The sequence below is a fragment of the Pseudonocardia adelaidensis genome (assembly GCF_039543345.1).
GTDB classification, from domain to species: domain Bacteria; phylum Actinomycetota; class Actinomycetes; order Mycobacteriales; family Pseudonocardiaceae; genus Pseudonocardia; species Pseudonocardia adelaidensis.
Genome location: NZ_BAABJO010000030.1, coordinates 99687 through 118091, shown reverse-complemented (window position 1 = coordinate 118091; position 18405 = coordinate 99687). Strand labels below are relative to the sequence as shown.

23 protein-coding genes and 2 pseudogenes are annotated in these 18405 nt (G+C 74.1%); 12 read left to right on the top strand and 13 right to left on the bottom strand.

From position 1 onward, the window contains the following. Positions 1–205: pseudogene (locus tag ABEA81_RS31635) on the top strand (IS110 family transposase); the annotation flags it as partial. A gap of 29 nt (positions 206–234) precedes the next feature. Here ABEA81_RS31635 and ABEA81_RS31630 read toward each other — a convergent pair. Further along, positions 235–1185: a TIGR03564 family F420-dependent LLM class oxidoreductase gene (locus tag ABEA81_RS31630; protein ID WP_345610171.1), complete on the bottom strand. Its 951-nt coding sequence runs from the start codon at positions 1183–1185 to the stop codon at positions 235–237. Positions 1186–1286: 101 nt separating this feature from the next. Here ABEA81_RS31630 and ABEA81_RS31625 point away from each other — a divergent pair, with 101 nt between their 5' ends. Beyond that, positions 1287–2252 (top strand): AraC family transcriptional regulator, encoded by a 966-nt coding sequence (locus ABEA81_RS31625; RefSeq protein WP_345610169.1) that lies wholly within the window; start codon positions 1287–1289, stop codon positions 2250–2252. A 13-nt stretch (positions 2253–2265) separates the two neighbouring features. Here the strand turns inward: ABEA81_RS31625 and ABEA81_RS31620 are convergent, their stop codons facing one another. After that, entirely contained in the window at positions 2266–2679 is a 414-nt protein-coding gene (locus tag ABEA81_RS31620; RefSeq protein WP_345610167.1) for a MarR family winged helix-turn-helix transcriptional regulator, read from the bottom strand. Positions 2680–2788: 109 nt separating this feature from the next. Here ABEA81_RS31620 and ABEA81_RS31615 point away from each other — a divergent pair, with 109 nt between their 5' ends. Both ABEA81_RS31615 and ABEA81_RS31610 read left to right on the top strand, forming a co-directional pair. Then, on the top strand, positions 2789–3700 hold the full coding sequence (locus ABEA81_RS31615; protein ID WP_345610165.1) for an alpha/beta hydrolase: 912 nt from the start codon (positions 2789–2791) through the stop codon (positions 3698–3700). A 131-nt stretch (positions 3701–3831) separates the two neighbouring features. Next, a pseudogene (locus tag ABEA81_RS31610) lies at positions 3832–4002 on the top strand (SAM-dependent methyltransferase); the annotation flags it as partial. A gap of 152 nt (positions 4003–4154) precedes the next feature. On the opposite strand, the gene ABEA81_RS31605 reads toward ABEA81_RS31610, so the two are convergent. Continuing rightward, the gene (locus ABEA81_RS31605; RefSeq protein WP_345610163.1) at positions 4155–5057 is read right to left on the bottom strand and encodes a LysR family transcriptional regulator; all 903 of its coding nucleotides are present in this window, start codon (positions 5055–5057) and stop codon (positions 4155–4157) included. Positions 5058–5129: 72 nt separating this feature from the next. Here ABEA81_RS31605 and ABEA81_RS31600 point away from each other — a divergent pair, with 72 nt between their 5' ends. Beyond that, on the top strand, positions 5130–6008 hold the full coding sequence (locus tag ABEA81_RS31600; protein ID WP_345610162.1) for an EamA family transporter: 879 nt from the start codon (positions 5130–5132) through the stop codon (positions 6006–6008). Here the strand turns inward: ABEA81_RS31600 and ABEA81_RS31595 are convergent. Genes ABEA81_RS31595 through ABEA81_RS31585 form a run of 3 tightly spaced genes read right to left on the bottom strand, consistent with a single transcriptional unit; the run spans position 5992 to position 7792 of the window. After that, a complete protein-coding gene (locus ABEA81_RS31595) occupies positions 5992–6669 on the bottom strand; it encodes an MBL fold metallo-hydrolase (RefSeq protein WP_345610160.1) in 678 nt (225 codons plus the stop codon). The genes ABEA81_RS31600 and ABEA81_RS31595 overlap by 17 nt on opposite strands. Then, entirely contained in the window at positions 6666–7322 is a 657-nt protein-coding gene (locus ABEA81_RS31590) for a DsbA family oxidoreductase (protein ID WP_345610158.1), read from the bottom strand. The genes ABEA81_RS31595 and ABEA81_RS31590 overlap by 4 nt, the downstream gene beginning before the upstream one ends. Then, on the bottom strand, positions 7322–7792 hold the full coding sequence (locus ABEA81_RS31585; RefSeq protein ID WP_345610156.1) for a pyridoxamine 5'-phosphate oxidase family protein: 471 nt from the start codon (positions 7790–7792) through the stop codon (positions 7322–7324). The genes ABEA81_RS31590 and ABEA81_RS31585 overlap by 1 nt, the downstream gene beginning before the upstream one ends. Positions 7793–7844: 52 nt before the next feature. Here ABEA81_RS31585 and ABEA81_RS31580 point away from each other — a divergent pair, with 52 nt between their 5' ends. Both ABEA81_RS31580 and ABEA81_RS31575 read left to right on the top strand, forming a co-directional pair. Next, the gene (locus ABEA81_RS31580; protein ID WP_345610154.1) at positions 7845–8432 is read left to right on the top strand and encodes a TetR/AcrR family transcriptional regulator; all 588 of its coding nucleotides are present in this window, start codon (positions 7845–7847) and stop codon (positions 8430–8432) included. 4 nt (positions 8433–8436) lie between these two features. Continuing rightward, on the top strand, positions 8437–8979 hold the full coding sequence (locus tag ABEA81_RS31575) for a nucleotidyltransferase domain-containing protein (protein ID WP_345610152.1): 543 nt from the start codon (positions 8437–8439) through the stop codon (positions 8977–8979). Here ABEA81_RS31575 and ABEA81_RS31570 read toward each other — a convergent pair. Then, positions 8916–9551, bottom strand: coding sequence for a nitroreductase/quinone reductase family protein (locus tag ABEA81_RS31570; protein ID WP_345610150.1), 636 nt, complete (start codon positions 9549–9551; stop codon positions 8916–8918). The two genes, ABEA81_RS31575 and ABEA81_RS31570, sit on opposite strands and share 64 nt — an antisense overlap. Positions 9552–9611: 60 nt before the next feature. Here ABEA81_RS31570 and ABEA81_RS31565 point away from each other — a divergent pair, with 60 nt between their 5' ends. Then, positions 9612–10196 carry a TetR/AcrR family transcriptional regulator gene (locus ABEA81_RS31565; RefSeq protein ID WP_345610148.1) on the top strand — a complete coding sequence of 195 codons (585 nt, stop codon included), beginning with the start codon at positions 9612–9614 and terminating at the stop codon, positions 10194–10196. A gap of 25 nt (positions 10197–10221) precedes the next feature. Here the strand turns inward: ABEA81_RS31565 and ABEA81_RS31560 are convergent, their stop codons facing one another. From ABEA81_RS31560 to ABEA81_RS31550, 3 genes are all read right to left on the bottom strand, one after another. Then, positions 10222–10626: a hypothetical protein gene (locus ABEA81_RS31560; RefSeq protein WP_345610146.1), complete on the bottom strand. Its 405-nt coding sequence runs from the start codon at positions 10624–10626 to the stop codon at positions 10222–10224. A 381-nt stretch (positions 10627–11007) separates the two neighbouring features. Next, positions 11008–11946 (bottom strand): universal stress protein, encoded by a 939-nt coding sequence (locus ABEA81_RS31555; protein WP_345610144.1) that lies wholly within the window; start codon positions 11944–11946, stop codon positions 11008–11010. A 118-nt stretch (positions 11947–12064) separates the two neighbouring features. Then, positions 12065–12343, bottom strand: coding sequence for a DUF3040 domain-containing protein (locus tag ABEA81_RS31550; protein WP_345610142.1), 279 nt, complete (start codon positions 12341–12343; stop codon positions 12065–12067). Between the two features lie 108 nt (positions 12344–12451). Between ABEA81_RS31550 and ABEA81_RS31545 the strand changes: the two genes are divergently transcribed. The 4 genes from ABEA81_RS31545 to ABEA81_RS31530 all read left to right on the top strand — a co-directional run bounded on the left by ABEA81_RS31545 (position 12452) and on the right by ABEA81_RS31530 (position 15043). Next, positions 12452–12910 carry a MarR family winged helix-turn-helix transcriptional regulator gene (locus ABEA81_RS31545; protein ID WP_345610140.1) on the top strand — a complete coding sequence of 153 codons (459 nt, stop codon included), beginning with the start codon at positions 12452–12454 and terminating at the stop codon, positions 12908–12910. Between the two features lie 172 nt (positions 12911–13082). Further along, the gene (locus ABEA81_RS31540) at positions 13083–13454 is read left to right on the top strand and encodes a TraR/DksA family transcriptional regulator (RefSeq protein ID WP_345610138.1); all 372 of its coding nucleotides are present in this window, start codon (positions 13083–13085) and stop codon (positions 13452–13454) included. 119 nt (positions 13455–13573) lie between these two features. After that, positions 13574–14167, top strand: a complete 594-nt coding sequence (locus ABEA81_RS31535) for a hypothetical protein (RefSeq protein ID WP_345610136.1) — start codon at positions 13574–13576, stop codon at positions 14165–14167. A gap of 72 nt (positions 14168–14239) precedes the next feature. Further along, positions 14240–15043 carry a class I SAM-dependent methyltransferase gene (locus tag ABEA81_RS31530; RefSeq protein ID WP_345610134.1) on the top strand — a complete coding sequence of 268 codons (804 nt, stop codon included), beginning with the start codon at positions 14240–14242 and terminating at the stop codon, positions 15041–15043. Between the two features lie 39 nt (positions 15044–15082). Here ABEA81_RS31530 and ABEA81_RS31525 read toward each other — a convergent pair whose 3' ends face one another. Genes ABEA81_RS31525 through ABEA81_RS31515 form a run of 3 tightly spaced genes read right to left on the bottom strand, consistent with a single transcriptional unit; the run spans position 15083 to position 18362 of the window. Next, a complete protein-coding gene (locus tag ABEA81_RS31525) occupies positions 15083–16108 on the bottom strand; it encodes a dihydrodipicolinate synthase family protein (protein ID WP_345610132.1) in 1026 nt (341 codons plus the stop codon). Further along, positions 16108–17154 carry an NAD-dependent epimerase/dehydratase family protein gene (locus tag ABEA81_RS31520; RefSeq protein WP_345610130.1) on the bottom strand — a complete coding sequence of 349 codons (1047 nt, stop codon included), beginning with the start codon at positions 17152–17154 and terminating at the stop codon, positions 16108–16110. Before ABEA81_RS31520 ends, ABEA81_RS31525 begins: the two co-directional genes overlap by 1 nt. After that, positions 17151–18362 (bottom strand): Nramp family divalent metal transporter, encoded by a 1212-nt coding sequence (locus ABEA81_RS31515; protein WP_345610128.1) that lies wholly within the window; start codon positions 18360–18362, stop codon positions 17151–17153. Before ABEA81_RS31515 ends, ABEA81_RS31520 begins: the two co-directional genes overlap by 4 nt. Positions 18363–18405: the final 43 nt, after the last annotated feature.

The following is an 18405-nucleotide window of genomic DNA, read 5'->3' as shown; positions in this document are numbered from 1 at the left end:
CGCCGACAACAGCCGCCACGCCAGCCCGTGGGCCGCCAAGATCTACCGCGACGCCATCGCCGCCGGCAAAGACCACCCCCACGCCGTGCGCATCCTGGCCCGCGCCTGGATCCGCGTGATCTGGCGCTGCTGGCTCGACGGCGTGCCCTACAACCCCACCAAACACGGCGCGCTCCAACGCCTCACCACACCCGCAGCGGCCTAATCTCGATCTTGGGGTTGCCACAGGGGGTGTCATGCGGTGACGAGCCCGCCGGCCCGGGACCGGTTGAGCCTGCCGATCAGGGCGATCGTGCGCGCCTGCTCCTCCGGCGTGCCGATGTCCGTGTACGCGATCGACACCTCGGTCGCACCGGCCTCGACGTAGCGCTCGATCGCCGCGGCCACGGTCTCCTCGTCGCCGATCGCCGCGAGCTCGTGGGCGTGCGCGACGCCCTCGCGCCGCATCGAGAGCCGCGCGGCCGGGACGTCGTCGTAGAACGCCATGTGTGCTGCGGCCCGGTCGCGCACCCCCTCGACGTCGGACGTGACGACCGCGGGCACGACCATGACGATCCGCGGGGCGGGGCGACCGGCGGACGCAGCGGCGGCCGAGATGGTGGGCACGATCGACTCGGCGAGCGTTGCCGGGCCCGCGAGGTACGGGAACGTCCCGTCGGCCAGTTCGCCCGCCAGGCGCAGCGACTGCTCGCCGACCGACGCGAACAGGATCGGGGGTGGGGTGTCCGCGCCGGGCACGACGACGGGCATCGGGGCGACCGCGGTCAGCGTCTCCCCGTGCAGGTCCACCCGGCCCGTCGCCAGGGCGGAGCGCAGCGCGGTCAGGTACTCGCGGGCATGCCGGCTCGGGCGCGCCACCTCGGAGCCGAAGGCCCGTTGGACGAGCGGCGGGGACCCGAGCCCCATGCCGAGCTGGAAGCGGCCGTGGCTGGCCGCCTGCGCCGTCAGCGCCTGCGAGGCGACCACCAGCGGGTGGCGCGGGTAGATCGGCACCACGGCGGTGCCGACGGCGACGCCCGGCACGGCGTGACCGACGAGCGCGGCGATCGAGAGCGCGTCGACCTCGAAGAACTGGCTGATCCAGATCGCACCGACGCCGGCGTCGGCGGCCATCGCCGCGACCTCGACGTAGTGGTCGACGGCGTTCTTCGCGGGCGTCGGGGAGAGGGTGAGGCCGATGGTCATGCCGAGCACGCTATGAGCACTCCTCGATCGTTCCCATGCCAGCAGCGCTCCGATTCATGTCCGATCGTCTCCCGCATCGCGTCCATCGGTACGGTGCCGGTGTGGACGTGCTCAGCGACGCGATCGCCGCCGTGCGACTCGGCCGGCCCCACGCCTCGCGCACCCTCGTGGCCGCACCGTGGGGCTTCCGGTTCCTGCCGGCCAGCAGCGCGGGGTTCCACGTCGTCCTGCACGGCTCCTGCTGGGTGCTCCCGCCCGGCGACGCCCCGCCGGTCCACGTCCACGCGGGCGACGTCGTCTTCCTGCCCACCGGTCGCGGGCACGGGCTCGCCGACAGCCCCGGCACGCCGCTGGTCGACGTGCCGCCGACGGCGCTCGTCGAGTTCGGCGCGCCCGCACCGCCCGGGTCACCGCTGGCCGACACCTCCCCCGCCGCTGCCGAGGGGGCGGGCCCGGCCCTGTTGCTGTGCGGCGCCTACCAGCTCGATCGCGGGTACGCCCACCCCCTGCTGCTCGGGATGCCAGACGTCATCCACCTGCCCGCACGGATCGGGCACCACCCGGCGCTGCGCGCCGCCGTCGACCTGCTCGGCACCGAGCTGGAGTCCCGCCGGCCCGGATCGGACGCCGTCGTCACCGCCCTGCTCGACGCCCTCCTGCTCTACATCGTCCGCGCGTGGCTCGAGGCGGCGCCCGCGCAGGACGCACCCGCCGGATGGGCCGCCGCCCTCACCGATCCCGTCGTCCACACCGCGCTCCGGCACATGCACCAACGGCCGGGCGATCCGTGGACCGTCGAGAGCCTCGCCGCAGCAGTGGGGCTGTCGCGTGCCGCGTTCGCCCGCCGCTTCAGCACGCTGACCGGCCGGCCGCCACTGGCCTACCTCACGTGGTGGCGGATGGTGCTGGCCGGCCGCCTGCTGCGCTCGTCGGACGCGTCGCTGGGCGCCGTCGCCTACCAGGTGGGCTACACGTCCGAGTTCGCGTTCGCGAAGGCGTTCAAGCGCCACTTCGGAGTGGCGCCGGGCAGGTACCGCAGGCACCCCACGCTCACCGCGGCCGGCTGACCGCGCCCCGTCGTCAGTCGATCGCGAGCAGGGCCAGCAGGATCCGCTGCAGCTCCGTGCGGTCGCGAGGCGCGATCCTCGCCAGCCTGCGGTCGAACTCCGTCGCGAGCGCGGCGAGCGCACGGTCCCGCGCCGCCTCGCCATCGGCGGTCAGCACGAGCCGGTGCCGCCGCAGGTCCGCGTCGTCGATCTCTCGTCGCACGAACCCCTTCGCGACGAGGTTCCGCACGTAGGCCGTCACGCTCGCCTTGGGGATCATCAGCGTCGCCGCGAGCTCCGCCGGGTACGGCGAGGCGGTCACCTCGGCGAGCACGAAGAACTCCTTCGTCTCGAGCCCGAGTTCGGCCAGTTCGGGGCCGCAGGCGTGCAGCACGACGGTCAGCAGGCGGTGGTTCAACGTCCACAGCTGCGCGGCGTCGACCGACACGCGAGCCCCCTCGTCCGGGTGGTACGGTTCGGAACTAGTTCGAAACTGTACTAACTAGATGCCGAACTGATCGGCGTCCGAACGAACTTTACGCGGAAGGTGCCATCGGGTGCTTCAGCACATCACGATCCCGCGCGGGCCGATCGAACTCGCGGCCGACCTCCACCTGCCCGGGCAGATCGACGAAGCGGCGCCGTTGCGCGCCGTCGTGCTCTCCACGCCCGGCAGCAGCGTGAAGGAGCAGATCGGCGCGAACTACGCATCCCGCCTCGCCGCCCGGGGCATCGCGGCGCTCGTGTTCGACCCCGCCCACCAGGGCCAGAGCGGTGGCGAGCCCCGCGACCTCGAAGACCCGTACCGCCGCGGTGAGGACATCTCCTACGCGATCGACGCGCTCGCCGCGATCCCCGGCATCGACCCGGAACGCATCGGCGTCCTCGGCATCTGCGCAGGCGGCGGCTACGCGGTGCACACCGCCCGCACGGACCACCGCATCAAGGCGGTCGGCACGGTCGTCCCGGTCAACATCGGAACGTCGTCCCGCAGCCGTGCCGGCGGCCCGGTGGCCCCGCTCGAGGCCTTGGCCGCCGCGCGCACCGACGAGAGCCGCACCGGCGAGCTGACCCGCGTGAACTGGCTGCCCGACACGTTGGAGGAGGCCGCCGCGGCCGGGCTGACCGACATCGACACGACCCAGGCCATCACGTTCTACCGCACCGGGCGGGGCCGGAACGAGCACTCGACGAACCGCCGCCTCTCGCGTAGCGACTCGCTGCTCCTGGGCTACGACGCGTACCACGTGGTCGACCAGCTCATGACCCAGCCGCTGCAGGTCATCGTCGCCGGACGCATCGGGAACACCGGCTCGTACGAGTCCGGCATGCAGCTGTGGAAGCTGGCACCCAACCCGGTCGATCTCATGGTGGTCGAGGGCGCGGGCCACTACGAGATGTACGACGTGCCCGAGTACGTCGACGCCGCCGTCGACCGGCTCGTCGACTTCTACACGGACCACCTGTAGCCGGAGGATGATCACGTCCTGGCCGGTGGGGTTCGCCGGTCCGAGCGAGCAGCAACTGGCGGCGGACGACCGATGCGGCATGCGAACTCGGCACGACCGTCGCGCACAACGCCCGGGTATGGAACTACTGGCTGGGCGGCAAGGACAAACTACGTGGCGGACCGCGAGGCGGGCGCGGCCGTGCAGAGGATGTTCCCGTCGATCGTGGACGTCGCGCGGCCGACCGCGCGTTCCTCGGGCGGGTGACGGCGCACCTCGCGGGCCAGGAGGGCGTCCGGCAGTTCCTCGACATCGGCACCGGCCTGCCCACCTCGTCCAACACGCACGAGGTGGCCCAGCGGATCGCCCCGGAGAACCGGGTGTCGTGCCCTGTTCGCGCCGGCGCCCGGACGACACGCAGGCCGGCGGCATCGCGGACGTTCCCCAGTTCGGCGCGGTGGGACGCAAGGCCTGATCACCGCCCGGGCCGAGCCGCGGAGGAACCGGTCAACCGCGCGAGGACGAGGGCCAGCGGCGCCCACCTCTCCCGGCCCCTCGCGACCACGGCGCGGGCGCGCAGCCGGACCCCGGGCCCGCGGAGCGGCAGTACCCGCACCCCGCGCCGCGGGCCCGGGTGCTCGGGCAGCAGGCCCACACCGAGCCCGGAGACGATGAGGTCCTCCACCAGGCTGAGGCTGTCGGCGCGGTGGGAGAGCCGGGGCGTGAACCCGGCGAGCGCGGCCAGCACGGCCACCGCGTCCTCGTCGGCCGTGTTGCGGGAGTTCACGATCCAGTCGCGGTCGGCGTACCTGCGGAACACCGCGACCGCGTCCCCAGCGGGGTCCGCGTCGGCGGCCGGCACGCCCAGGCCCCATGGCGCGCTCCACAGCGGGGTGGCCTGCACCCGGCGGCCGAACGGGCGCGGCGCCAGGTCGTACTCGTAGACCAGCGCGAGGTCGACGGCGTCGTCCGCCAGCAGCGCGAGCGCCTCGGTGGGCTCGTGCTCGGCGCACACGAGCCGCACGTGCGGGTGGGAGGCGGCCAGGTCGGGCAGCAGCGGCAGCAACGAGCGCCGGATCGCGGTCGCGAACCCGGCGACGCGGACCGTGCCGGCCGGCTCCGCGCCCGGGTCGAGGTCGCGCCGTGCGACGTCGACCGCGGCCAGGATCGTGATGCCGTGGTCGGCCAGTCGGCGGCCGGCGGGCGTCAGCCGGACCCGCCGCCCGACCGGCTCGACGAGCGGCGCTCCCACCTCCTGGGCCAGCGCCGCGATCTGCTGCGACACGGTCGACGTGGTCACGCCGAGCACATCGGCGACCTCCCGCATCGAGCCGAGCCGGGCCAGCTCCACGAGGAACTCCAGGCGCCGCGTCTCCATTCACGAATCCTGAACGGTATGTGCAGGAAAGTCACGTGGACGCGAACGGTCCGGTCGCCTTGACTGGGAGGCATGACCCCGTCCCGCACCGGAGCCGCGTTCGCGCTCGTCGCCATGCTCTGCGTCCAGCTCGGGCTGGCCGTGTCCGTCGGGCTGATCGACCGGATCGGCACCGAAGGCACGGCGTGGCTGCGGCTGGCGTGGGCCGGGGCGATCCTGCTGGTGGTGGTGCGACCGCGCCCGTCGGCGTTCAGCAGGCGCGGGTTGGTCACGGCCGTCGCGCTCGGGGTGGTGACTGCCGCGCTCACCCTGTTCTTCATGGCCGCGGTCGCCCGCCTGCCGCTCGGCACGGCGAGCGCACTGGAGTTCCTCGGCCCGCTCGGGGTGGCGGTCGCCCGCGGGCGCGGCGTGGCGAAAGCGTGGGCGCTGGTCGCCGCTGCCGGGGTCGTGCTGCTGACCGAGCCGTGGCAGGGCGGAGCCGATCCGGTCGGGGTGGCGTACGCGCTCGCCGCGGCCTCGTGCTGGGCGGCCTACATCCTGCTCACCCAGCGGGTCGGCGACGAGGTGGCGGGGCTGCGCGGGCTGGCGGTCTCGATGCCCGTCGCCGGGCTGGCGGCGACCGCGGTGGTGAGCGTGTCCGACGGCCCCGAGGTGTTCGGCCACCTGACCGGTGAGCTGCTCCTGGTCGGGCTCGGCCTTGCGGTCCTGCTGCCCGTCGTCCCGTTCAGCCTCGAGATGCTCGCACTGCGCCGGCTGACCACCGCCGCGTTCGGCGTGCTGATGGCGCTGGAACCGGCGATCGCGCTGGTCGTCGGCGTGGTGGCGCTGCGCCAGCTGCCCGGGTGGTGGCCCGTCGCCGGGATCGCGCTGGTGGTGGCGGCCGGCATCGGGGCCGAGCGGGCAGGCGCCCGGCAGGTCCCGGAGGTCGACGGGATCACCAACCGCGCCTGACCCACTCGTCGAGCCGGGGACGCTCGATCGCGACGGTGGTGCCGGGGCCGTGGCCGGGATGGATCAAGGTCTCACCCGGGAGGGCGAGGAGCCTGCGCACCGAGCCGATGATCGTGGGGAAGTCGGAGAGCGGAGGACCGGTGAGCCCGGGCCCGCCGGGGAAGAGCGTGTCGCCGCTCAGCAGGTGGTCCCCGACGAGGAGGCCGATCCCACCCGGCGTGTGGCCGGGTGTGTGCAGCACCCGGGCGGTGAGCGGCCCGATCGGGATGTCCTCGAGGTCGGCGACGGGGGTGAACGCACCGTCCCACAGCCGGTCCGGCGCTGCGAGCCGCGAAGGGTCGACGGCGAGTACGTCGGCCGTCGCCGTACCGGCGTCCCAGTGCCCGTCCCGCCGGACGGTGGCCAGCTCGTGCGGCCACACCGGCGCCTCGGCGGGGTGGGCCAGCACGGGCACCGCCCACGCGTCGACCAGCGCGGGCACCGCCAGCACGTGGTCGAAGTGGGCGTGGGTGAGCAGGATGGCCGTGACGTCCAGGCCCTCGGTCGCCGCGAGGATCCGGTCGGGCTGGTCGCCGGGGTCGACGACGAGTGTCTGGCCGCCTGCGTCGACGATCCAGCAGTTGGTCTCGAGCACGCCGACGACCACCCTGCGCAGGGTCATCCGGCGCGCCGGAGGAGCTCGTCGTACACGCCTGCGTCGTGGGCGTCCACGACCGGGAAGCCCGCGGCGAACGGCCCCTCCCAGTGCACCTCGATCCCCGGGTTGGCAACCGTGGTGCCGTCCGCGAAGCGGAGCGTGGGGCTGGTGGGGATCGCGTCGGTGGCGGCGACGGCGAAGTCGGCCATCACATGCTTGCGGTGCCGTCCGTCGTCGAGCGCCGCGGTCAGCTCCTCGACGTCGACCTGCGCGACCCCCGCGGCGACGTCGAGGATCACCCGCCGGTGGCCGATCGAGCGCGACTCGGTCCAGAACGCACGGCGCAGCGCCAGGTCGAGCTCCACGCCCGCGGCGAGCCCCTGCGCGCTCGCGGCGTGCACGGCCTCGGCGGCGAGCAGCACGGTGTGCGGGTAGAGGTCGTCCGCTGCCGTCCACACCCGGAACCCGGCCTCGGGCTCGATCTGCCCCAGCCCGACGGCCTCGGTGTCGGTGCCCCGGCGCCGGTGCGGCCCGTCGAACAGCTCCAGCGGGAACGTGTGGTGCTCGATCCGCACGTCGAGCCCGAGCCGTTCGCGGGCGCGACGCAGCCGCAGCAGCCCCACGTAGGCGAACGGGCAGAGCAGGTCGGACCACACCTCGATCGTGGACATCGGCATCAGTTCTCCTCGTGCTCGGTGCCGGGCGGGTTGCTCGTGAACCGCGCAGGCCGCAGCAGCACCGCGGTGCGCCGCTCGGCGGCCATCGCCCGGTCGTACTCGTCGAGGTCGGGGTGCTCGCCTCCGGCGGCGACGTAGATGTCGCGCAGCAGCTCCCGCAGGTCCACGCCGGCGAGCGGGTCGTCAGGGCCGGCCAGCTCGACCGGCCCGCGGACGGCCACCCACTCCCACCCCGACCGGAACACGAGCGTGGCCCGCGGACCCTTGCGCAGGTTCGCGAGCTTGGCGGTCGCGCCGCGCGCGACGAACGCGACCGTCGGATCGCCGGTCACGGGGTGCGGCAGCACGCCTGCGTTGACGAGGCTGACCGACGGCGCGTCGCGTCCGCTGGTGACCAGCACCGCGAGCCAGTGCTCCGCGGCGCCGTAGGCGCGCACGAGGCGAAGTCCCTCCCCGGTGGGCAAGCTCATGGGCGGGACGATACGGACTGCGGTCCGATTACGTCAACGTTAGAGTCGAGCGGTGGACCTGCTGGCCGGCGACGCTCCCAAGGAGCGGGCCGACGCCGTGCGCAACCGGCGCAAGGTGCTCGCCGCCGCGGCCGAGCTGTTCGCGGAGCGCGGCGTCGCGAGGGTCAGCATGGACGACGTCGCGGCCGCCGCAGGCGTGGGAAAGGGCACCCTGTACCGGCGGTTCGGCGACAAGTCGGGGCTGGCCGCGGCACTGCTCGACGAGCGCGAGACGCAGCTGCAGCAGCAGCTGCTCAGCGGCCCGCCCCCGCTCGGCCCCGGCGCACCCGCCGTCGAGCGGCTCGCCGCGTTCACCGAGGCGTACCTCGCCTACGTCGACGCGCACGTCGACGTCGTCGCGCTCTCCCAGACCGCGAGCCCCGGCGCCCGGTTGCGGACCGGCTCGCATAGGTTCTGGCGCCTGCACTGCCGGATCCTGTTCGCCGAGGCCGGCGCGCCCGACCCGGACGTGCGCGCGGACGTGCTCCTCGCCGCGCTCACCGCGGAACAGGTCCGGCACTGGCGCCACGACGAGGGCCACCGGCTCGCCGACCTCAGGCGCGCGATGGGCGGCCTCGCCCACAGCCTCGCCGCAGGCTGACGCCATGGATGCCGACGAGGTCCACACCGTTCTGGACGCGCTCGCCGCCGCCGGTTGCGACGCGTGGATCAGCGGCGGGTGGGGGGTCGACGCGCTGGTCGGGCGCCGGACCCGCCCCCACCGCGACCTGGACCTCGCCATCGCCGCCGAGCACGAACCCGCTGCGTTGCGGGCCCTCGGCCGGCTGGGGTACCTCATCGAGACCGACTGGCGGCCGGTCCGGGTCGAGGTCGTCGCCGAGGGACGAGGCCGGGTGGACCTCCACCCCCTGACGTTCGACGACGCCGGCGATGGCCACCAGGCGGGCCTCGACGGTCACGTCTTCCACTGGCCCAGGGCCTGCTTCACCACCGGAACGATCGCCGGCCGCCCGGTCGGCTGCATCTCCGTGGAGCAGCAACTGCTGTTCCACAGCGGGTACGAGCCCCGCGACGTCGACCACGCCGACCTGGCCTCGCTGCGCGGGATCGCTGCGGCACCGCCCTACGCCCCGGCCCAGCTCGTCGACACCGCGCCCGGGGACGTGGCCCGCGACGACCCCACCTGACCGTCGGGGAGCAGCCGGACGCGCACCACCAGCAGGTCGGCGCCGAGCACCCGGACGTTCATGGCGTTGAGCATCCGCAGCGGGTGCCAGCGGATGATCGCCCGCTGCCGTGCCAGCGCGTCCTCGTCGGGGAGGATCTCGGCGAGTCCGGGGACCCAGCGGTAGCCCCAGCCGACGCGCAGCCGGACCCGCACCCGCGGGTCGCGCATGATGTTGCGCACGTACCCGGCCCGCGTCCCGTGCTCGGCGATGATCCAGAACTCGTCGCCGACCCGGCCGTTGCCGACCGGGGTCCGGCGTGGCTCGCCGCTCACCCTGCCCCGGGTCTCCAGCATCGCGAGGCCCAACGGGTTGAGCCCGAGCTGGTAGAGCAGCCGGACCAGCGGGTTCACCACGAACCCCTGCACCGCCCGCACGATGCGGACCTTCGTTCGCCTGCTCCTCGCCGTCACCACCAGGTTGGCCAGGTAGATCGTGGTCTGCGCGATCACGCCCGGCAGTCCCGGCCATGCGCCCGGATCGAGCAGGAACAGGCCCCACGCCAGGGTGATCGCCGCGGCGGTGCCCGCCATCAGCCCTCGCGGCAGCCCCATACGAGCGTATGCCCCCATACGACTGTATGGTTCCCGGGTGTGGCAGAACTGTCAACCCGCCCCACGAAGGACGTCCTCACCGACGTCCTCCTGGACATCACGGCGCAGCACGGCCTGGAGGCGGTGAGCGTCCGGCAGGTGGCGGCCGCCGCCGGCGTCTCGATCGGGACCGTCCAGCACCACTTCCCGACGAAGGACGCGATGTTGGGCGCCGCGTTCACCGAGGTGGTGCGGCGCATCCGCGAGCGCGTCGCGAACGTCGTGCTCGGTCCCGACGTGCAACGCAACCTGACCACGGTGCTGCGCGAGCTGCTGCCGCTCGACGAGCGGCGGGCCACCGAGGTCCGCATCCAGGTGGCGTTCGCCGCCCGCGCCGCCACGGCCCCGGCACTGGCGGCCGTTCAGGCCGACATCCTGGCCGAGGTCACCGAGTCGATCGCCCGGGTGATCGCACTGGCCGGACACGGCACGGACGGTCCGGAGACCTCCCGCCGGAAGGCGCACATCGCGCTCGCGGCCGTCGACGGGCTCGCGCTGCACGCCGTCAGCTCCGGCTCGTGGCTGGACCCGGCCACGCTGACCGACGCGCTGGACCACCTGATCGGCATGCTGCTCGTGCCGTGAGTGCACGCCACCGGCCACGGGGCCGCTACGCGAGCCCGAGCGCCGCGACCTCGTCGGGCGTCACCGTCTCCTCCGGCTCCACGCGGAGCGCTTGGGCGACGACGAGCGCGGCGAGGTGGCGCTCGTCCGGCGCCACGAGGCGCACCGCCGTCCCGCCGTCGTCGTTCGGCCCGACGCAGACGTGATCACCGCCGTCGCGGCCGTGGCCACGGGCCCACGTGGCGCGGACCGTGAAGCGCATCCGGCCGTTCAGGTGGCGCGGTTCGGCCAGGATCAGGGTCGTGGCGTCGTCCGGCGTCTCGACCCGGCACCGCACTCCCGCCCGTCGGACGATGCTCGCCACCAGGTTCATGTCCAGGTCCACCGCGGGGAGGGTGGCGACCCCCGGCGAGGTGGGCAGCGGGCTGTGGCCGGTGCGGCACGCGTGCATGTGGTACGGCCTCTCGGGGTGGGGCGGGCGGTTCGGCGGTCGAGGGCGGTGGTCCGGCGCGGTCGGCGGGGAGCTCCTCCCGGTCGACGAGGCGGCAGGCCGTTCCGAGGAGCCGCTGGACGGTGGTGCGCGTGTCCGCGGCCCAGACCGTCCAGCCGGCCGCCGTGCGGCGCAGGGCGATGTCGCCGATGCGTCGCCGCGGCCCGGCCGCAGCCGCCGTCACCGGGCGACCGAGCGCGTCCCGCACCAGGAGCTGCCCGGTGGAGGGCCGGCCCTCTGCCCGTCCTCGGGCACCTCCCACACTGCCGGTGGGGGGAGTCGCCGGCAGGGGCCGGCCTCGGCGAACTTCTCGCCCACGACATTGCCGAGGTCCGGCAGCGATCAGGCGCTGCTCACGCCGAAGCCGTACCGGGTCCCTCCGGTGGCCGAACAGTCCAGGCGGTCCCGGACGATCGCGATCGGGCAACGGGCGTGGCGCAGGACCGAGCGGCTCACGGAACCGCGCACCGTCCCGGTCAGCCTGCGGCGCCCCCTCGACCCGACGACGACCAGTGCTGCGCCGTGGGACTCGGCGGTGACGGCACGGGCGGGATCGTCGCGCACGAGCCGGGTGACGACCGGGACGTCGGGGTACTGGGCGTGCCACCGGTGGAGCGCGCGCTCGAGGGCCCTGCGCTCGATGGCTTCGGCCGCCGTCGAGGCGCAGTGCACCGCCTCGAGGTCCGCGGGCGGGTCCGGGGACCACGCGTGCACGGCCGCGAGGGGGACGCCGCGTTGCCGGGCGGCCTGGAACGCGAACCCGAGCGCGGGGCTGCGCGTCGAGGCGCCGTCGACGCCGACCACGACCCGCGGCGGACCGGAACCGTCCTCCGCTCGTGCCGGCCGGATGACGACCACCGGGCACGACGCGTGCGCGGCGACGTGGACCGACACCGACCTGGCCAGCCGGGCGCGCAGCCCGCTCCGCTCCCGGTTGCCCAGGACGAGCAGCTGCGCGCGGACGGCCTCGTCCAGCAGGATCCCCACCGCCGACCCGCACACCAGCCGCGCCGTCAACTCGATGTCGGACACCACGCCGCGGGCGCGCGCGACGCCCTCCGACAGCACGGACTCGGCCGCGGCAAGCGCCGCGTGGAGGCTGTCGAACGGCGAGCCCACCCCGTAGGGATCCGCGGGGAGCATCGGGTGCACGACGTGCACGATCCGCAGCGGGCATCCCCGGGTCGCGGCCTCCGCGGCCGCCCAGTCCACGGCGTCGTCGGCGGATCCCGCGTGGTCCACCGCCACGACGACGGGCGCCCGCACCCCGGTGGGGCTCATCGCTGCGCCACCGCGTGCCGGACCGCGTCCCCGGTCTCCGCCCGGCCGATGTGCGCACCCCGCCCGGCGGCCGGATCGTCGATCGTCAACATCCTTCTCCTCCGGCTTCCGTCACGGGTCACGAGTTCTGCCGGTGCGCATCGCCCGCCCACCGCCACGCCAGCCAGACGACCCCGGTCGCGACGGCGAACAGCACCGCCCCGCCCGGAGACCCGGCGACCAGCACGAAGGCGCTGAGAAGGAGCCCGGCGACGACGAGGATCTTGATACCCGGACCACCCACGTGGCGGCGCAAGCGCTGGGCGCGGGCGTCGAAGGACCGGACGAACGCGGGATCCTCGTTCAGGATCTGACGTTCGACACCGCGCAGCACCTGTCGGTCCCGATCACTGAGCACGACGCACCTCCGTCGACCACCGCTTTCTATCGTAGCGCGATGTATCGTGAAGCGATATAAGTTGTGGCGATGCGACGGGCCGAGGTACGTGAGTGGTGTCATGTGACGGTGGCGGCGAACGACGAGCAGGCAGGCCCCGCGGCGCTGACGAAGGAGGACTTCGAGGCGCTGGCGCGGTTCCGCTTCGGGATCCGCCGCTACCTGCGCTTCAGCGAGGAGACGGTGCGCAGCCACGGCCTGGCCCCACAGCAGTACCAGCTGCTCCTGGCGTTGAAGGGCTTTCCCGGCCGGGAGTGGGCCACCGTGCGGGAGCTCGCCGACCGGCTCCAGCTGCGGCACCACAGCGTCGTCGAACTGGTCAACCGGGCGCAGGGACAGGGCCTGGTCGAGCGGGTGCCGCATCCCGAGGACGCACGCGCGGTGCGCGTGCAGCTGAGCCCCGACGGGGAGCGCGTCCTCGTTCGCCTCAGCGCGCTGCACCGCGACGAGCTGCGCCGCCTGCACTCCACGCTCGCACTTCCCGAGTGGCAGGACGATCCAGCGGCGAGCCGCCCCGACAGCTCCTGAGCGACGCAACCGGTTTGCCGGGCCCCGGCAGCGAAACCGTCCGGTACTTGGCTGAGGACAACCCCTGCCGCCCCCGGCGCGGGCGTGCATCGTGAAGAAGAGCGAGGGCTCGCCGCCCTGGAGCCGGCGCGTCGGGACGCCGGTCGTGGGAGGTCAGCCCGTGGAGGTCAGCATGGTGCAGTCGTCCCTCGCCCGGTCACGGCGGCAGCTGCCCGCCTTGCGGGAGGAGCTCGAGCGGCAGCGCGACTTCCGCGAGGAACAGCTCGCCCATCTCCTCGCGCACGACGAGATCCGCACGTCACCCTCCGGGCACGAGCCTCACGCGGCCGACGATGACGGGAGCCGGGCTCTGCGCGAGATCCGCGGACTGGTCGCCGTCGGCGCGCGGCAGGCCCTCGCGGACATCGAACTCGCGCTGGCCCGGATGGACGACGGCACCTATGGACGGTGCCGCGCTTGCGACTCCGCCATCGCGCCCGCCGTCCTCACCGCCATCCCGGCCACCACCCTGTGCCCGGCGTGCCAGGTAGGAACCGAGCCCTAGGAGGTCCACGAACGCCGGTGAGGCCACCATGCCGCCGTTCGCCCGTCGAGCACACGCTACTGTCCGTTTCGCACGTTTGTCAGCGGTTCGCGAAGGATGACAGAGGAGGGCGAACTCGGATGGGTCTGCTCGACAAGCTCAAGGCGAAGCTCGCGGGTCCCGCCGGTCAGGGCCAGGGCTCCGAGGCGCAGGGGTACGGGGCCCAGGGGTACGGGGCTCCGCAGCCGCCGCAGGACCCGGACCAGGCGGCCATCGAGAGGTACCGCTACATGCTGCGCACGGCGCCGCCGGAGACGGTGGAGCAGGCGCACGCGGAGGCGTTCGCGAAGCTGACGCCGGAGCAGCGCCAGAAGGTGCTCACCGACGTGGGGGCGTCGGTGCCGGAGTCCGAGCGGGCCACGTCGACCGATCCGCAGGCGATGGCCCGGATGGCCACCCGGGCGGAGATGCGCCAGCCCGGCACTATGGAACGGGCACTGGGCGGCGGCGGCGGCGGTGCGGGCGGCCGCGGCATGGGGATGGGCGGGATGATCGCCGGCACGCTCCTGGCGAGCGTTGCGGGCGCGTTCATCGGCAGCGCGATCGCCGACGCGTTCTTCGCCGACGACACCGGGTTCTCCGAGGAGGCGCAGGCCGCGGAGGAGCCGGTTGACGAGGGCGGCCAGGAGGACGTCGGCGGGTTCGACGACGGCGGGGATTTCGGGGAGTTCTGACGACTCGTCCCGTGTCCCAACATTCGGAACGTTCATTGCACACGTTGAGACACTGACCCTCCTGTCGGCCCCATGGCGGGTGCGGATCAGAGCTACGGGCAGGGCCACGCCGAGAGCGTGGTGCGCTCCCAGACGTGGCGCACGGCGGACAACTCCGCGCCTACCTCGCCCCGCACCTCCGCCCGGGGCTCGCGGTGCTCGACGTCGGCTGCGGGCCGGGCACGATCACCGTCGACCTGGCCGCCCGGGTGGATGATCGACCTGTCCGAGGCCGTCCTCGAACAGGCCCGGGGCACGGCCGCGGCCCGTGGCGTGCCGAACGTGCGGTTCGAGCCCGGCAGCGCGTACGCGATCGCGGCGGACGGCGCGTCGGTCGACGTCGTGCACGCGCACCAGGCGCTGCTGCACCTGACCGATCCCGTCGCCACGCTGCGCGTGTTCCTCCGCGTGACCCGGCCCGGTGGGGTGGTGGCGGCGAGCGACACGGACTACGGCGGAGCGTTCTGGTGGCCGGCCGACCCCCGGCTCGAGCTCTGGCGGCAGGTCTACCAGGCGGTGGCCCGCGGCAACGGCTCCGAGCCCGACGCCGGCCGCCGCCTGCTCTGCTGGGCGCGGGCCGCGGGCGCGACCGACGTCACGCCCAGCGCCTCGATCTGGTGCCACGCCGCCCCGCCGAGCGCGAGTGGTGGGGCGGCATGTGGGCGCAGCGCATCCTGGACTCCCGCATCGCCGAGCAGGCGCTCGAGGGCGGCCACGCCACGCGCGCGGAGCTGCAGGCGATCTCCGTGGCTGGCGGCAGTGGCCGAGCACCCCGATGCCTGGTTCGCGATCCCGCACGGCGAGATCCTCGGCCGGGTCGGGGTGCCGGCAGTGTGATCGCGGCGGCACTCGTTCCACCGTTCGGGCTCGATCGGGCTATGCGAGCCAGCGGTCGCGGTGCTCGGCGACGAACTCCTCGTCCAGCCAGCCGGGATGGCGGTCCCGTACGTCCTGGATGCGCTCCCGTTGCCCGGGCGAGAGCCGCTCGGCCGCGGAGAGGCAGCGGGCGGAGCGCAGCAGGCCCTGCTGGCGCAGCACCTCGTTGACGCCGGCGACGCAGCCGGCGAAGCCGTGGTCGACGTCGAAGACGGCGGCGTTGATCTCGACGAGGTCGGCCGCGGCCGCGAGGAGCGGGGTGGGCACCGCGCCTGCGTCGCGGGCGGCGCAGGCCTCCGCCACGAGCCCGACCGCTGCGGCGGTGCCGACCGCCCACTGCCCGAGCAGCCCGCCGGCCGTCCGCACCTCGCGGGTGCGACCGCCGACGGTGCGGCGCACGGGCGTGACCAGGTCGTGCACGATCGCGTCGTCGTTGCCGGTGAGCACGGCGACATCGGCCCACCGGTCGTGTTCCAGCAGTGCCTGCACGACGTCGTTGCTGCGGTACCGGTCGAACGGGGCCGACTTGACGGCCACGACCGTCTCGATGTCGAACAGGTCCCGCCAGAACGCGCGGCCGAGTCGCCGGCCGCCCACGCTCTCCTGCAGGTAGAAGCCGATCGTCGGGAGGATCTCCCCGACCGCCCGGGCCCGCTCCAGCAGCGCCTCGTCGGTCGCCTCCTCCATGCCCCACGGGCACAGCAGCGCGGCGTCGTAGCCGAGCGCCGCCGCCGTCCCGGCCTCCCGGACCGCGTCGGCGACGTCTCCGCACACGCCCGCGACCAGCAGCGCGCCCCGGCCGGCGGCGGCGGCAAGCCGCCACACCTCGGCGAGCAACCCCTGGTCGGCGTGCAGCGCGAACTGCGTGGTGTGCACGCCGACGGCGACGCCGTGCGCGCCCGCCTCGGCGTAGTACCGGGTGAGCGCCCGCTGCGCGACGAGGTCGACCGCGCCGTCCTCGGTCAGCGCGAGCGGGTGGGCCGGGATGACGACCCCGCCCCGGAGCCGGTCGGTGAGGCGGGACATCAGAACCGCCCCTCCCGCTGCTGGAACTTCGTCGCCTTGCCCAGCTGACGGCCGCCCGCTCCGACCCACTCGGCCACCCAGCCGACGAGCCGCCGCAGCGGCACCGTGGGGTAACCGAAGCGCTCGTGGCACTCGGCTGCGTCGTTCAGCAGCGCGTCCGGCGCCTCCGCGCCGGAGAAGGTGGGCTCGACCCCCATGCGCTCGGCGAGCAGCAGGGCCAGGCGCCGCACCGGCACGGTCTCCGGGCCGGTCGCGTTGAGCACGTGCGGCGGCACGCCGGCAAGCGAGAGGCTCCGCAGCGCCCACGCGTTCACGTCGCCCTGCCACACGACGTTGACCGCGGGCATGGTCAGGTCCACGGGCTCGCCGGCCGCGAGCTTCACCGCGATGTCGGCGACCACGCCGTAGCGCAGCTCGCAGGCGTAGTTCAGGCGGAAGACCGTGGTGGGGGTGCCCCACTCGTGCGCGGCGTGCGTGAAGATCCGCTCACGGGCGAGGCAGGACTGCGCGTACTCCCCGACCGGCTCGGCGGGGTCGCCCTCCACGGCTCCGCCCGCGGCGAGCGGCCGCAGCGGGTAGACGTTGCCGGTGGAGTAGACCACCGTCGGCACCCCGCGGTAGCGCGCCGCGACGAGCGTGGGGATCGCCGCGTTGGACCACCAGGTCAGGTGCTCCTGGCCGGTGGTGCCGAACTTCATCGCCGCGAGGAAGTACACCGCCGCCGCGCCCGGGAGGTCGGCGTAGGCGGCCGGGTCGGCGAGGTCCACCGCGAGCGTGTGCACCCCGTCCGCCTCCAGCCCCGCCCGCACCCCGGCGTCGGAGAACCGGGACACGGCGAGGACCCGTGCGTCGGAGCCTGCGTCGTCGAGGGCCCGGCGGGCCATCCGGGCCATCGACGGGCCGATCTTGCCGCCGGCGCCGAGCAGGACGATGTCGCCACCGGCGGCGGCCAGCGCCCCGGCCACCCCGGGAACCGGGCGGGAGAGGCGCTCGTCGAGCGCGGGCTCGTCGGTGGGCGGCTCGGTCGGGTCGGTCGGGTCGGTCACAGCAGGTTCCCCAGGTAGGTCAGGGCGAGCACGAGCAGGAAGGCGACACCGGCGCAGGCCAGCACCGTCTGGGCGGCACCGAGCCGCAGCCGGCCGCGGTCGGCGTGGCGGGCGAGTGCCACGAGGACGATCCCGACGAGCGGCACGGCGAAGATCGTCACGGCCTGCGCGGTGACGATGAGCTGCACCGGGATCCCGCCGAAGACGACCGCGACGACACCGCCGATGACCATCACGACCGTGATGCACACCTTGACGCGTGCCGAGGACAGCCCGCCGGACTCCACGTCGAGCGCGCCGGCGATCATGTGGCCGCCGATCGTGCTGTTGCCGATCAGCGAGGAGAACGCGGCGGCCCACAGCCCCACCGCGAACAGCGCCGACGCCCAGCCGCCGATCGTGGGTTCCAGGATCGCCGCCATCGTGGCGGGCGACGTCACCTTGATGCCCTCGGGGTGCAGCACCGCGGCGGCGGCCAGCATGATCACGAGCGAGAGCACGCCGAGCACGATGGTGCCGCTGATGGCGTCCCGGCGCGCCTCGCGGTAGTGCTCGGCGGTCCAGCCCTTCTCGCGGACGAGCTGGATCTGGTAGAGCGCTCCGACCACCGAGAACGTGGTGGCGGCCATGCCCACCACGATGGCAGCGGACCCCTCGGGCAGGTGCGGCACCAGGCCGGCGACCACCGCCCCGAGGTCCGGGCGGCTCAGCACCGCGGTCACCACGAAGACCACCAGCATCACGACGACGATCGCGACCATCAGGGTCTCGAGCGAGCGGTAGAACGACGGCAGCCACAGGAACCCGATCGCGAGCACGGTGAACAGCGCGGCGAACACCGCCACGTTGCCACCGAAGAGCACAGTGGCCGCCGCGCCGGTCCCGACCGAGTTGCCCGCCTGGAACGACGCCGTCACCAGGAACGACCCGATGCCGACGAGCACGCCGACCGGGCGGGAGTAGCGCCGGGACACGGTGGCCACCGGGCCGCGGTCGGTCGTCAGGCCGATGCGCACCGACAGGTCCACGAAGCACAGCATCAGGACGGTGGCGATCACCGGAACCCAGACGAGCTGGTAGGCGTGCTGGGCCCCGATCGAGCTCGCGGTCGTGATGCTGCCGGGCCCGAACACGAGCGCCGCCGTGACGAACGCGGGGCCCAGCCGCGCCCGGCGCGACCGCGTGGGCGCACTGCCGCCAGTAGCCATGAGAAAACCTTTTCTACGAGGTGCGCAGACGGTAGATCCCCGG

Excerpts from the sequence above, each read along its gene's own strand:
- ABEA81_RS31535 (WP_345610136.1), top strand. The coding sequence starts at position 13,574 with ATGGGTCTGCTCGACAAGCTCAAGGCGAAGCTCGCGGGTCCCGCCGGT.
- ABEA81_RS31605 (WP_345610163.1), bottom strand. The coding sequence starts at position 5,057 with ATGGAGACGCGGCGCCTGGAGTTCCTCGTGGAGCTGGCCCGGCTCGGC.
- ABEA81_RS31525 (WP_345610132.1), bottom strand. The coding sequence starts at position 16,108 with ATGTCCCGCCTCACCGACCGGCTCCGGGGCGGGGTCGTCATCCCGGCC.
- ABEA81_RS31530 (WP_345610134.1), top strand. The coding sequence starts at position 14,240 with ATGGCGGGTGCGGATCAGAGCTACGGGCAGGGCCACGCCGAGAGCGTG.
- ABEA81_RS31590 (WP_345610158.1), bottom strand. The coding sequence starts at position 7,322 with ATGCCGATGTCCACGATCGAGGTGTGGTCCGACCTGCTCTGCCCGTTC.
- ABEA81_RS31575 (WP_345610152.1), top strand. The coding sequence starts at position 8,437 with ATGGATGCCGACGAGGTCCACACCGTTCTGGACGCGCTCGCCGCCGCC.
- ABEA81_RS31555 (WP_345610144.1), bottom strand. The coding sequence starts at position 11,946 with ATGAGCCCCACCGGGGTGCGGGCGCCCGTCGTCGTGGCGGTGGACCAC.
- ABEA81_RS31600 (WP_345610162.1), top strand. The coding sequence starts at position 5,130 with ATGACCCCGTCCCGCACCGGAGCCGCGTTCGCGCTCGTCGCCATGCTC.
- ABEA81_RS31515 (WP_345610128.1), bottom strand. The coding sequence starts at position 18,362 with ATGGCTACTGGCGGCAGTGCGCCCACGCGGTCGCGCCGGGCGCGGCTG.
- ABEA81_RS31570 (WP_345610150.1), bottom strand. The coding sequence starts at position 9,551 with ATGGCGGGCACCGCCGCGGCGATCACCCTGGCGTGGGGCCTGTTCCTG.
- ABEA81_RS31560 (WP_345610146.1), bottom strand. The coding sequence starts at position 10,626 with ATGCACGCGTGCCGCACCGGCCACAGCCCGCTGCCCACCTCGCCGGGG.
- ABEA81_RS31630 (WP_345610171.1), bottom strand. The coding sequence starts at position 1,185 with ATGACCATCGGCCTCACCCTCTCCCCGACGCCCGCGAAGAACGCCGTC.
- ABEA81_RS31595 (WP_345610160.1), bottom strand. The coding sequence starts at position 6,669 with ATGACCCTGCGCAGGGTGGTCGTCGGCGTGCTCGAGACCAACTGCTGG.
- ABEA81_RS31585 (WP_345610156.1), bottom strand. The coding sequence starts at position 7,792 with ATGAGCTTGCCCACCGGGGAGGGACTTCGCCTCGTGCGCGCCTACGGC.
- ABEA81_RS31540 (WP_345610138.1), top strand. The coding sequence starts at position 13,083 with ATGGTGCAGTCGTCCCTCGCCCGGTCACGGCGGCAGCTGCCCGCCTTG.